This window comes from Streptomyces sp. NPDC059169 (assembly GCF_042755225.1).
Classification (GTDB): domain Bacteria; phylum Actinomycetota; class Actinomycetes; order Streptomycetales; family Streptomycetaceae; genus Streptomyces.
The window spans coordinates 59,560-71,577 of sequence record NZ_JBHZCF010000013.1; the positions used below are offsets into that span (position 1 = coordinate 59,560).

Annotated in this window: 11 protein-coding genes and 2 pseudogenes; 7 read left to right on the plus strand and 6 right to left on the minus strand. The window is 69.1% G+C overall.

Going from position 1 to position 12,018, the window contains the following annotated elements; all coding sequences use genetic code 11:
- Positions 1-134: 134 nt before the first annotated feature.
- Both ACFXOM_RS23450 and purB read right to left on the minus strand, forming a co-directional pair.
- Positions 135-233 (minus strand): annotated as a pseudogene (locus tag ACFXOM_RS23450) (mismatch-specific DNA-glycosylase); the annotation flags it as partial.
- Positions 230-1,663: an adenylosuccinate lyase gene (gene purB / locus ACFXOM_RS23455; protein ID WP_384934573.1), complete on the minus strand. Its 1,434-nt coding sequence runs from the start codon at positions 1,661-1,663 to the stop codon at positions 230-232. The pseudogene ACFXOM_RS23450 and the gene purB, both read right to left, overlap by 4 nt.
- Positions 1,664-1,931: 268 nt before the next feature.
- Here purB and ACFXOM_RS23460 point away from each other — a divergent pair, with 268 nt between their 5' ends.
- The 4 genes and pseudogenes from ACFXOM_RS23460 to ACFXOM_RS23475 all read left to right on the plus strand — a co-directional run bounded on the left by ACFXOM_RS23460 (position 1,932) and on the right by ACFXOM_RS23475 (position 3,125).
- The gene (locus ACFXOM_RS23460; protein ID WP_385039109.1) at positions 1,932-2,321 is read left to right on the plus strand and encodes a hypothetical protein; all 390 of its coding nucleotides are present in this window, start codon (positions 1,932-1,934) and stop codon (positions 2,319-2,321) included.
- Positions 2,318-2,545, plus strand: coding sequence for a hypothetical protein (locus ACFXOM_RS23465; RefSeq protein WP_384934578.1), 228 nt, complete (start codon positions 2,318-2,320; stop codon positions 2,543-2,545). The genes ACFXOM_RS23460 and ACFXOM_RS23465 overlap by 4 nt, the downstream gene beginning before the upstream one ends.
- Positions 2,542-2,703, plus strand: a pseudogene (locus ACFXOM_RS23470) (DUF6907 domain-containing protein); the annotation flags it as partial. The gene ACFXOM_RS23465 and the pseudogene ACFXOM_RS23470, both read left to right, overlap by 4 nt.
- 59 nt (positions 2,704-2,762) lie before the next feature.
- Positions 2,763-3,125 (plus strand): DUF6907 domain-containing protein, encoded by a 363-nt coding sequence (locus tag ACFXOM_RS23475; RefSeq protein WP_384934581.1) that lies wholly within the window; start codon positions 2,763-2,765, stop codon positions 3,123-3,125.
- Between the two features lie 148 nt (positions 3,126-3,273).
- Here ACFXOM_RS23475 and ACFXOM_RS23480 read toward each other — a convergent pair whose 3' ends face one another.
- Positions 3,274-4,548, minus strand: a complete 1,275-nt coding sequence (locus ACFXOM_RS23480) for an IS701 family transposase (protein WP_385039111.1) — start codon at positions 4,546-4,548, stop codon at positions 3,274-3,276.
- A 64-nt stretch (positions 4,549-4,612) separates the two neighbouring features.
- A complete protein-coding gene (locus tag ACFXOM_RS23485; RefSeq protein ID WP_385039242.1) occupies positions 4,613-5,251 on the minus strand; it encodes a hypothetical protein in 639 nt (212 codons plus the stop codon).
- A gap of 542 nt (positions 5,252-5,793) precedes the next feature.
- On the opposite strand from ACFXOM_RS23485, the gene ACFXOM_RS23490 reads away from it, so the two are divergent.
- The 3 genes from ACFXOM_RS23490 (at position 5,794) to ACFXOM_RS23500 (ending at position 7,274) form a co-directional block, all read left to right on the plus strand.
- Positions 5,794-6,585 carry a class I SAM-dependent methyltransferase gene (locus ACFXOM_RS23490; RefSeq protein ID WP_385039114.1) on the plus strand — a complete coding sequence of 264 codons (792 nt, stop codon included), beginning with the start codon at positions 5,794-5,796 and terminating at the stop codon, positions 6,583-6,585.
- Positions 6,586-6,690: 105 nt separating this feature from the next.
- Positions 6,691-7,110, plus strand: coding sequence for a hypothetical protein (locus ACFXOM_RS23495; protein WP_384934586.1), 420 nt, complete (start codon positions 6,691-6,693; stop codon positions 7,108-7,110).
- Positions 7,110-7,274: a hypothetical protein gene (locus ACFXOM_RS23500; protein WP_384934589.1), complete on the plus strand. Its 165-nt coding sequence runs from the start codon at positions 7,110-7,112 to the stop codon at positions 7,272-7,274. Before ACFXOM_RS23495 ends, ACFXOM_RS23500 begins: the two co-directional genes overlap by 1 nt.
- A 181-nt stretch (positions 7,275-7,455) precedes the next feature.
- Here the strand turns inward: ACFXOM_RS23500 and putP are convergent, their stop codons facing one another.
- On the minus strand, positions 7,456-11,043 hold the full coding sequence (gene putP / locus ACFXOM_RS23505; protein ID WP_384934591.1) for a sodium/proline symporter PutP: 3,588 nt from the start codon (positions 11,041-11,043) through the stop codon (positions 7,456-7,458).
- A 275-nt stretch (positions 11,044-11,318) separates the two neighbouring features.
- Entirely contained in the window at positions 11,319-12,008 is a 690-nt protein-coding gene (locus tag ACFXOM_RS23510) for an ABC transporter ATP-binding protein (RefSeq protein WP_384934975.1), read from the minus strand.
- Between the last annotated feature and the right edge of the window lie 10 nt (positions 12,009-12,018).

A 12,018-nucleotide genomic window follows, 5' to 3' on the forward strand; every position in this document is an offset into this window, starting at 1 on the left:
ATCGGGGGAGTAGAAGGCGTGTATGCGAACGTGACACCGGGGATGGAGTTGCGGATCGCGGAAACGCTGCTCTCCCAGTTGATCTTTCGAATCGTGTTTCTGTGCAGGTCAACAGGGTGTATCTCGAGATGTCGGTTGATGCCGCAGAACAAAACGGACAGGCCGCCCGCGACCACGTCGGGGATGACGGGGTCGCGGGCGGCTTCGAGATCGGCCGGGGAGAGCCGGGTCAGAGGATCGCCCCCGGCGCGTAGGCGGCGGCCTCCGGGTGCTGCTTGGCGATCTCGTCGATCCGGGAGACCACCGAGGCGACCTGGTCGGCCGCGGCACCCGTGAAGGACAGCTTGTCCGCCATCAGGGCGTCCAGCTGACCGCGGTCCAGCGGGATGCGGTCGTCGGCGGCCAGCTTGTCCAGCAGCGCGTTGCGCTCGGCGCCCTGCTCACGCATGGCCAGCGCCGAGGCGACGGCGTTCTCCTTGATGGCCTCATGCGCGACTTCGCGGCCCACTCCGGCACGCACCGCGCCCATCAGGACCTTGGTCGTGGCGAGGAAGGGCAGGTAGCGGTCGAGTTCCCGGGCGACGACGGCCGGGAAGGCGCCGAACTCGTCGAGCACGGTGAGGAACGTCTCCAGCAGCCCGTCGAAGGCGAAGAACGCGTCCGGGAGGGCGACGCGGCGCACGACCGAGCAGGACACGTCGCCCTCGTTCCACTGGTCGCCCGCCAGCTCGCCGGTCATCGAGGCGTAGCCGCGGAGGATCACCATGAGGCCGTTGACCCGCTCGCACGAGCGGGTGTTCATCTTGTGCGGCATGGCGGACGAGCCGACCTGTCCGGGCTTGAAGCCCTCGGTCACCAGTTCGTGACCGGCCATCAAGCGAATTGTCTTCGCCAGCGACGAGGGGGCGGAAGCGAGCTGGACGAGGGTCGTGACGACGTCGTAGTCCAGCGAGCGCGGGTAGACCTGGCCGACCGAGGTGAAGGCGTGGGTGAAGCCCAGGTGGCCGGCGATCCGCTGCTCCAGTTCCGCGAGCTTCGCGGCGTCCCCGCCGAGCAGGTCCAGCATGTCCTGGGCGGTGCCGACGGGACCCTTGATGCCGCGCAGCGGGTAGCGGCCGAGCAGGTCCTCAAGGCGCGCGTACCCGACCAGCAGTTCGTCGGCGGCAGTGGCGAAGCGCTTGCCGAGCGTCGTGGCCTGCGCGGCGACGTTGTGTGAGCGTCCCGCCATCACCAGCTCCGCGTACTCGGCGGACAGCTTCCCGAGTCGCGCGAGGACGGCGACGGTGCGGTCGCGGACCAGCTCGAGGGAGAGCCGGACCTGCAGCTGCTCGACGTTCTCCGTGAGGTCCCGGGAGGTCATGCCCTTGTGCACGTGCTCGTGACCGGCGAGGGCGTTGAACTCCTCGATGCGCGCCTTCACGTCGTGCCGGGTGACCTTCTCGCGCTCCGCGATGGACGCGAGGTCGACCTGGTCGAGGACGCGCTCGTAGTCGGCGAGAGCGGTGTCCGGCACCTCGATCCCGAGGTCCTTCTGGGCGCGCAGCACGGCCAGCCAGAGCTGACGCTCCAGCCGTACCTTCTGCTCGGGGGACCACAGGACGGCCAGCTCCGCGGAGGCGTAGCGGCCGGCCAGGACGTTGGGGATGCGAGGCTTTGCAGTCACGTGTACGGAGTTTACCCGGCGTCCGTGAGGGCTGCGGGACGTCCATACAGTCCAGAGAGTGCAGGTCGCGTGTACTCCGACCTGCACTCTCCGGTGGGTCTGTGAGACGAGTGTGAGACGGTCGTTTTGCCGGCGTCAGGATTCGGTGGCTGGCGCGTCCTCTTGGGCACACCGTGCCTTGCCGCTCGGTGGGTGCGGCTCGCCCATGCCGCTCGTGGAGACGTGGCTGCCGCACTGACGTGATCGCCACGTTCGCCGGTGGTGCCCGATGACCACCATCATCAGTGCCGCCGCCGACCGCATGATCGGCCAGTTCAACGCCTACCACGCCGCGAACATCGCCGCCGGGCTCCGTGGCCCCGCCCTGGGCGACTTCCACAACCTGGTCGTCGAGATGGTCGCCGAGGCCCTTGACCTGAGGGCCCGCATGCGGGAGATCACCGATCTCCTCGCCAGCCCCTGCCCGTTCCGGCCGCCCCGCCGGGGGTGCCCGGTGACGAACCAGACCGAGACGGCCCGCCCCACGCGGGCCGTCCCCGGCCGCCGACTCGGCGCCGCCGGATTCATCCGCCGGACCCCCGGCCGCACGCTCACCCTCGACGCCACCGGACCGCGGGTCATTTGCTCCTTCACCCGCAGGACGGAGGCCGGCCAGTGACCACCACCGACATCCCCGAGCCCGTCCGCGACCTACTCGCCGCGATCGTCGAGACCCTCACCCTGCCCGATCCCAGCAGCGAGCGCATGGACATGGTCCGCTTCGAGACGTGGGTCTCCGAACGCGTCCACCTGATCCAGCTGACCGGCCTCCCCGCTACCGGACCGCCGACGAGTACCTCGCACACCTGCGCAGCATCGCCAGCGGGGGGTGAGCGCTCGTGAGCACCGAGGCCCGCACTGTCACCCTGGCCACCAGCGACCATGGGAACGTCACCCTTCCCGAACCCACCTGGTGCGCCGGCCACAGCCACGACGATCCCTTGACCCAGCGGGCCGACCTCATCCACGCGGGCCCGCTCGTCGAGTGCATCTATCTCGGCAGGGAGCTGCTCGCGGCCGAGATCGTGCAGTCCCCGTACGCCAGCCGTCGGACCCCTAGGTGGGTGGCCCGACGCCCGGCGTCTCGGTCTTTCCCCTGGGCAAGACGCTCAGCCCGGTCCAGCTGTACGACCTCGCCGCGGCCCTCGACGGATACGCCGACCGGCTCCGCGGACTCGCCGCCGACCTTGCCGCGCTCCGCAGCGAGGAGAACAACGCGCCTGCGTCGGCGCCACTGCCGAGCCCGGATCCGGTCGACGTCCTGAGCTGTATGGCGCGCGGCCTCGTCGAACGCCTTATCGCTCGGGAAGCCCCGTGGCAGACGGTCCCCGCGGAGGGTTCGGTGGGTTCGTCGACCGCACAGTCCATAGGCAGGTACGTCGTCCAGCTCCGCGCCGTCATCAACAACTCCGCAGACCGGTGAGCAGCCTTGTCCGCCGCTCTCGCCGCTCTCGCCGCTCTCGCCGCTCTCGCCGCGATCGCCTGCACCGCCTACAACGCGGACACCAGCTGGTGGTTCGCCGCCGCCGAGCTCGCCCTGTTCGCGTGCGCGCTGATGGCCCGGCAGAACCTCAAGACCCAGGCTGCTCCCGGTGCTCCCGGGGGTGCTGGTGTGGTTCATCACCGGCGTACAGGCGATCCCCGCGTACTTCGAGTCCGGGCCGATCGGAGGTACCGTCCGCGCGGTCGTCGGCCGCGTCCTGGCCGCACTGCTGTGGCACCTCGCCAGGGGCCTCGAGCTCCGGCACCAGCGGCCGGAGCTCGAGTCGGCGAGCCTGCCCGCGCTGATCTGCCGGGAGCTGCGCGAGCGGTTGCTGTCGTACCTGGGTCTCGCCACCCGTAACCGGACGGCCGAGCAGATCACCCGGGACTGGGCCACCGTCCGCGCGGTCGCCTTCGCCGCGAAGCCCGCCAGCAAGGCGCCCAACGCCCGCGGCGGGGCCCGTATCGAGCGGCGCCTGTCCGTCGCTGCCGGCAAGGCGCAGGCAGGTGCGGACGCCGGGCAGCGGGCGAAGCTCCTCGACCTGCTCGCCGCCATCGCCGAGTGGGCCGCCGATGCCCCTGATCGGCTCCTTCTGCGCTGCGGGGCCACACTGCGCGATCCGGAGCGGCCCTACCCGGCGCCCAGCGAAGCAACCGTGCGCCGGGTACTGCAGCGCATTGACGGCGACGCGCCGACGCGACGATCGGCGACACACTCGTTTTTGACACCAGGCCCGCAGCTGCGGGTCGCGGCCGTAGCCGGCGTCGGCCAGCACCCAGGTGAACGGAACGCAGGCCGCCCGGGCCTGTTCAAGCATGGCGATGGCCAGCTCGGGCTTGGTGGCGAAGGCGACCTCGTCGGGGACGCCCGCCTCACGGCACCGCTCCCGGTCGGCGGTCCACTCTTCGGGCAGATACAGGCGGCGGTCGATAAAGGCGTGTCCGGCGGCGGTGGCGTAGGTGAGCATCACCATGGTCTGGCAGTTGCGGACATCGCCGGTCAGTCCGCAGTGCTGGAAGGCCACCCCGACCGATTTCGTGCCCTTCTTCTGGGACTGGGTGTCGTCGATGACCAGCGAGGCGTCCGCATCGCCCAGGTGCGAAAGCACGTAGTCACGCACCGCGTCGCGCAGCCTGTCCGCATCCCATACCGAGCCGTTGAGCAGCCACTGCATCCGGTCCGGTGTCAGATGCCCCGCACGCTCAGACAGGGTCCACCCGTTCTTCTTCGGCAGCTCAGCCAGCAGCTCCTCGACGTACTGCGCGAACACCACCCGCGGCTCGGGCCGGTTGAACAACCGCCCCAACGAGCCGGTCAGTTCGGTCAGTTCCTCGTCCCACCCGGCTATCTGCTCAGCCGTCACACCCATCATCATGCCCCGTCAACGAGCATGACGAGACACGGTCACAAGATCTCCGGCTGGAGTACTAGGGACGAGAGCCCGACCCCACATCGGCGCGGCGGCGCACGGCGGAGGACCCGGCTTGCTCCGGCGCATCCCCGGCCGCCGCCAGAGCCTGACGCGGCATGAACAGTCCCGGCTCCTCCTCCATCAGCCAACCCCGCTCGACCAGCCGTTTCAGCTTCGACCGGAAGCCTTCCACCTTGCTCTTGTCCGTCGACAACCCCAGCGCGGCACACAGGTGATGCGCCCGCATCGGATGCACCGCGTCCTGGAGAACCTCCACGATGTCCCGGTACGAACCCGGCAGCACCCCCACGGCCAGTCCGGGCGTCCAGTGCGGCACCAGCCGCACCCCGACCGGCGAGCCCGCCGGCAACCGGTGCTCCTCCGTCTCCGCCTCGTCGACGTCCGCTTCCGCCCCGGCAACCGAGACCGTCTCCCCGCCGGACAAGATCTCGGTCATCGTCTCCCGCGTGATCTGCAGCCGGGACAACACGTCCTCCCGCTCAGCGAGACGCCTGCTCAACTCCGCGATCTGGTCCCGCAGTTCGGCGATCTCCACCCGCGCGGCAGCGTCCCGCCGATCGAGCTCCTCCAACCACGACACCATCGCCGCCTCCAAGACCACGTCCTGGAACACGACGATCCGCCGTCCGACCACGAACGGCAACGGCGCACGGCATCACCAGCTCACTGCAGAAGAGCCGCACCCAATTCGGTCTCCAACTCGGCGATGCGTTTGCGGGCTGCGGCGAGTTCGGACTGATCGCTGCTGGTCGTGCCGGGCAACTGCCCCGTATCCCGTCACCGAGGACAAGACCGTCCACGGCACGGCCGACGGCCGCAAGGCCTGCCTCCACCACGTCGCTTCTCTCGGTGTTGAAGGGCGGGTGACCCCGGTGGGCGTCACGGTTGCCCAGTTCAGCGGTATGCACCAGTGCGTGTCGGGTGTGCGACAGGTGTCGCGCACCACTGTGGAGGTGGCGGCCTGATGCTGTTCTTCGAGAGCCTGCCCGCGACGCCTATGGTTTCCGCAACCCCGGCAACCAGCGCTTACGCACCCGCTGCGCGGCCATCCGTCGAGCCCGTGGACACCTCGATGCCCGCTAATTTCGTTGAGCCCACACCCTGCGATCGTGTTGGCTAGCGGCAACGAAGTGTCAGTACCGCAGGTGTCCGCTTGGCTCTAGCAGGGAGTTAGACGTGAAGGACATGGCTGTCGACCCCGTTGCCCACAATCGGGCAGCCTGGGACAAGTACGTCCAAGAGGGCAACGAGTGGTCGACGCCGGTGAGTGCTGAGGATGTCGAGCGCGCCCGCATGGGCGACTGGTCGATTGTTCTCATCGGGCATGAGCCGGTCGACCGCTCCTGGCTGCCGGCGGACCTGACCGGCAAGGACGTGTTGTGCCTGGCCTCTGGCGGTGGCCAGCAGGGTCCGATCCTCGCCGCTGCAGGGGCGAGGGGCACCGTGTTCGACAACTCACCCCGCCAGCTCGGCCAGGACCAGATGGTGTCGGCGCGCGAGGGACTCGGGCTGCGCACCGTCCTAGGCGACATGCGCGACCTCAGCGCGTTCGGCGACGCAACATTCGACGTCGTATTCCATCCGGTCTCCAACCTGTTCGTACCGGACTTGGCACCGGTGTGGCATGAGTGCTTCCGCGTCCTGCGACCGGGTGGAACTCTGCTCGCAGGCTTCCTCAACCCTGATGTGTACTTGTTCGACCACGAGGCGCTCGACGAGCGCGGCGAGCTGATCGTCGTGCACAAGCTGCCCTACAGCGATGTCTCGCAGTACTCCGCCGAGGAACGCGCCGCGATGTTCGGCGCGGATGCCGCTCTTGAATACAGCCACAACCTCACCGACCAGATCGGCGGGCAACTCGCCGCGGGGTTCGTCCTCACCGGCTTCGCGGAAGCGCCGCACCACTCCAACGAATCCGCTCAATACATGTCGTACTATTTTGCGACGCTGGCGGTCAAGCCGGGCTGACTCAGCCGTGGGGCCGCCGAGACGGCCGTGTCTCCGAATGGCCGAGTGGAGTGCTGTGCCGGCCCGCCTCCACTCACTTCGCTGAGCCCGTATGGACTCCCGTTCTTGCTGATCACACAGTCTCCGCTCGCGCTGGCCGTGACCGTGGTGACGCATATGGTGCTGGACCGCTATCGGGCAGCGAAGTATCGGGTCTGGGTGAGGAGCCTGCTGGCGCCAGCCTCGCGGCGGGTGAAGTGGGCTGATGTGCAGGTGAACCAGGGCTCGCCGGTGACCGTGCCGTCGGGGCTTGCGAACGCCCTGGTCATCGTCGCGGACAACACGGTGCATCTGGCCATCAACGCCGCCGCCCCGGCGTGGTGGGGGGTGACGGCGATGGCGTCAGCTGATGACCTGGGCCATCAGCTCGCGGTAGGAGACGGTGATCACCTCGCCGTCCGCGGCGAGCTTGTCGAGGACTTTGAGGACACGGGTCCGCCGCCGGTCGGAGTCCGCTGCCCTTGCGCGGGCCAGGTGGTCCGGTGATGAGCTCACGCGTCACGCTCCAGCCGCAGGTCTGGCTCCGCGTCGCCCGCCGGACCACCGAGGGCAAGACGAAACGCGAGATCATCCGCTGCCTGAAACGCTGCGTGATCCGCGAGGTCTACCACCTCATCCGACCTGCCACGAACCGGGCCCCGGCGAGTTGACGGCTACAGGAGCGTCAACGCCCTGATGGAGAGCACGATCGGCCTGTTCAAAACCGAGCTGATCAAGCCGCGGCGGCCCTTTCTTCCACCGCCGGCAAATGTCAGCCCCACGTCGTGCGCGGATACTTCGGCGGCCCACACATCCGCTACTCCTCAACGAGCGAACCCAATGAGTTTCTGATCAATGGCAGGCGACCGCGCCGACGGGAATGACCTGCTGCGTCCAGATGATCTTGCCGGTCGCCGTGTAGCGGGTGCCCCACCGCTGGGCGAGCTGAGCCACGATCAGCAAGCCCCGCCCCCCTTCGTCGGTGGTCCGGGCATGGCGCAGCCGCGGGGACGTGCTGCTGGCGTCGGAGACCTCGCAGATCAGGCCGCGGTCCCGGATCAGGCGGAGACAGACCGGTCCGACCGCGTGACGGATGGCGTTGGTGACCAACTCGCTGACGATGAGCTCCGTGGTGAACGTCAGCTCGTCCATGCCCCACTCCGCCAACTGCCCGCCTGCGAGGGCGCGGGCGTGCCCGACGGCGGCCGGATCGCTGGGCAGGTCCCAGGAGACGACCCGGTCCGGGGCCAGGACGCGGGTCCGGGCGAGGAGCAGGGCCGCGTCGTCGGACGGGGGGCCCGTCAGCAGGGCGTCGACCGCCTCGCGGCCGATGTCATCCAGAGTCGGTCCGGGCGCCACGAGGGCGTCGCCGAGTCGGGAAAGCCCGACGTCGACGTCCCGGTCGTAGGTCTCGATGAGGCCGTCGGTGTAGAGCGCGATGAGGCTGCCCTCGGGCAGCTCCATTTCGACGGACTCGAAAGGGAGGTACCCGAGGCCGAGGGGTGGTCCGGCGGGCAGGTCCAGGATGCGGGCGCCGCCGTCCGGGCCGACGATCACGGGCGGGAGGTGACCGGCCCGGGCCAGCGTGCACCGTCTGCTGACCGGGTCGTACACGGCGTACAGGCAGGTGGCTCCCATGAAGGCTGCGCTCGCGGTCTCGTCCTCGGCCGCCGACGGCTCGCCGCCGTCGTGCGCCCCCATCAGGCCGATGACCAGGTCGTCCAGGTGGGCCAGCAGTTCGTCCGGGGGGAGGTCCAGGTTGGCGAGCGTGCGGACCGCGGTGCGTAGCCGTCCCATCGTCGCTGCGGAGTTGATTCCGTGTCCGACCACGTCCCCGACGACCAGGGCGACCCGGGCTCCGGAGAGCGGGACCACGTCGAACCAGTCGCCGCCCACCCCGCTGGGGGCATCCGCCGGGAGGTACCAGGACGCCACCTCCAGAGCGGACCCTCCTGTCAGCTCTTGCGGCAGCAGATAGCGCTGCATGGAACGGGCCGCGGTGCGCTCGCGGGTGTAGCGGCGCGCATTGTCGACGCACACCGCCGCGCGGGAGACGATTTCCTCGGCGAGGCGTACGTCGTCCTCCTCGAAGGGGCCCTGGCGCAGGGACCGGGCGAATGTCGCCACGCCCAGGGTGACGCCGCGCGCCCGTACCGGAACCACCATCAGCGAGCTGAAGCCGAACGTGCGGATGGAGGCGCCCAGTGACTCGTCCTCGGTCACCCAGGTGCTGGTGGCGGGGTCCAGGGTCCGTTCCACCAGGGTCCTGCTCTCCAGCAGGCAGCGGGTCACGGGCGACGAGGGGGCGCGCCGGACGGTTTCTCCCACGGCCAGGGTCGCCTCCGGACAGCTCTCGCGCACCGACTGCTGCCCCGCGCGGCGGATGACGGGCGTCATACCGACCGGTCCCGGGGCCGGTTCCTCCCCTCTCATGACCGTGTCCAGAAGGTCGACGGCAACGAATTCGGCGAGGTACGGCACGGCCTCGTCGGCCAGTTCCTGCGCGGTCCGCGTCACATCCAGCGTGCTGCCGATATGAGCACCGGCGTCGTTCAGCAGGGCCAGGCGTTCCTGGGCTCGCCAGCGCTCGGTGACGTCGATGACCATGTACCAGACGCCCACCTGCCGGCCCTGGCGGTCCTTCATGGCGATGAAGGAGGCGGAGTACGCACGCTCCCGGTCGGGATCGGCGTAACTGGGGCCGCGGAACTCGTAGTCCATCACCGGGGCCCCGGTCTTAAGAACCATCCGCATCCTCTCCTCGAACGCCTCCGCCTCCAGCCTTGGCAGCACGTCCGTCACCTGCCGTCCCAGCCGTTGCCCGAGGGGCATCAGGCGGTCCAGCGGCTCGTTCACCCAGACGTAGCGCAGGTCCGTGTCCAGGACGGCGATGCCGACCGGTGCGTGGGTGAGGGACGGAGTCAGCATCAGCTGGTTCACCCCGCCGCCCGGCATCCGCCAGAAGGCCCGTTTCGGCGGCCGGCCGACGAGATTGCCGAAGACCAGTGCGGCGACCGTGGCGACCAGCACGCCCGGGACTATTTCGTAGATGCCCGACTCGAGCGGCCCGAGCAGTGGATTGATCTTCTTCCAGAGAAGCACCGTGGTCGCCCCCGAGACGATCCCGGCCATGGCCCCCGCCCAGGTCATGCGCGGCCAGTACAGCGAGAGCAGGACGACCGGTCCGAAGGCCGCTCCGAAGCCCGCCCAGGCGTAGGCGACGATACTCAGCAGTCCGCCAGCTCTGAACGCGATCACGAAGGCGACCAGGATCACCGCGACGACGGCGCCGCGACCGACCCACACCAGCGTCCTGTCCGAGGCACGCCGATTGAGCAGCGCGCGGTAGAAGTCCTCCGTGAGGGCGACGGACGACACCAGAAGCTGGCTGTCTGCGGTCGACATGATCGCGGCCAGTACGGCGATCAGCAGCACCCCGGCGATCCAGGGATTGAGCAGCGTCTGGCTCAGGACGATGTACACCGTGTCCGGGTCGGGCAGCTGCGTGCCGATGCGCCCGATCCCGACGAGGCCGACGAGCGTGGCGCCGCCGAGCACGACGACGACCCACCCCGTTCCGATGCGGCGGGCCGTGGGGATGGCGCGGATGCTGCGGATGCCCATGAAGCGGGCCAGGATGTGCGGCTGACCGAAGTAGCCGAGGCCCCAGGCGAGCAGCGAGACGATCGCGACAGTCCCGAGCGACCCGCCCTCCGACCACCGGCCGCCCTCATAGTGTGCTTCGGTCCCCATGTCCAGCACGCCCGGTGCCTTGCTGTCGAGGGCGTCGCGCAACGCCCCGAAGCCACCGAGCGCCCCGACACCGATCACGGGGAGCATGACGAGGGCGAAGAACATCAGTGTGCCCTGCATCACGTGCGTCAGGCTCACGGCAAGGAAACCGCCCAGGCACGAGTAGATGACGATCACCAGGGCGGTCAGGGTCACCCCGAGGCCGAAACGGATGTCGAAGACGTTCTCGAACAGCAGCCCGCCGGCCACCAGCCCACTGGCGACATAGACGGTGAAGAACACGAGGGTGACCGCCGCCGAGACCATCCTGAGCGCCCCGGTGCGGTCCTCGAACCGCTCCTCCAGATACGCCGACAGGCTCACGGCGTTGGCGGCCCGCTCGGTGTAGGTGCGCAGCCTCGGCGCTACGAACTTCCAGTTGAGGTAGGTGCCGACCACCAGTCCGACGGCGATCCAGCTGGCGCCGATGCCAGCGGCGTACACCGCTCCGGGAAGCGCCAGGAACAACCAGCCTGACATGTCACTGGCCCCCGCGGACAGGGCGGCGACGAACGCGCTGAGCCTGCGGCCCCCCAGAGCGAAGTCGGCGAATGTGTGCGTGCGGGTGTACGCCCAGACACCCATTCCGATCATGGCAGCCACATACACCAGGAACGTGGACACGATCGGCGCACTCAAATCGAACATATTGTCCTCGCCTGCGAGGCTCATGAGCACGGCGCGACTGTCGGCGCGCGCTCGGCAGCAATACGCCCTGGACGTATAAATCTACAGATCCAGGTCGTCGGGGGTCGACTTGTCGGGGGTGAGCTGCTCCAAAGCGACGACCGCGTGAGGACCTTTGGTGTCCCCGGTGACGATGCGGAACGGTCCGCCGGCCGTGTGGGAGTCGGCCGTCGTGCGCCTGGCGTGTTCATCTGCTCTCCCCCGCTTTCTACCCCGGCCCGCAGGCCGGGGTGTCCTCACGCACCCCCGAGATACGCCTCCACGACACGCTCGTCCCCGGCCAGCTCGGCGGCCGGTGCGTCCAGCACGCACCGGCCGTTCTCGACCACGTAGCCGCGGTGCGCGATCTTCAGCGCGGCCTTGGCGTTCTGCTCGACCAGCAGCACCGAGGTGCCGGAGGCGTTGATCTCGGCGATCACCTTCATCACCGCGGCCACCACGAGCGGGGCGAGCCCCATCGACGGCTCGTCGAGCATCAGCAGCCGTGGTCCGGCGACGATCGCGCGGCCGACTGCGAGCATCTGCTGCTCCCCGCCTGACAGCGTGCCGCCTTGCTGGTCGCGGCGTTCGGCCAGTCGGGGCAGCAGGTCGTAGACGCGGTCGATGCGCCGCTTGATCACCGCCTGGTCGCGCACCAGGTAGCCACCGAGCTGCAGGTTCTCCTGCACACTGAGGGTGGAGAAGATCCGCCGACCCTCGGGCACGTGCACCAGTCCCATGCCGACGATCTCCGGCGGTTTGGCCCGGGTGATGTCCTGACCGTCGAAGACGATCCGGCCGCCAGACAGGGCGACCAGACCGGACACCGCGGACAGCGTGCTGGTTTTGCCCGCACCGTTGTTGCCGAGCAGGGCGACGACCTCTCCGTCGTCCACTCGCAGCGACATGCCCCGCAGCGCCTGCACCCCACCGTAAGAAACGTCCATCCCATCGATC

What these genes read in the sequence shown, in the direction of transcription:
- ACFXOM_RS23510 (WP_384934975.1), bottom strand. Translation starts at nt 12,008, where the DNA reads ATGGACGTTTCTTACGGTGGGGTGCAGGCGCTGCGGGGCATGTCGCTG.
- ACFXOM_RS23460 (WP_385039109.1), top strand. Translation starts at nt 1,932, where the DNA reads ATGACCACCATCATCAGTGCCGCCGCCGACCGCATGATCGGCCAGTTC.
- putP (WP_384934591.1), bottom strand. Translation starts at nt 11,043, where the DNA reads ATGTTCGATTTGAGTGCGCCGATCGTGTCCACGTTCCTGGTGTATGTG.
- ACFXOM_RS23500 (WP_384934589.1), top strand. Translation starts at nt 7,110, where the DNA reads ATGAGCTCACGCGTCACGCTCCAGCCGCAGGTCTGGCTCCGCGTCGCC.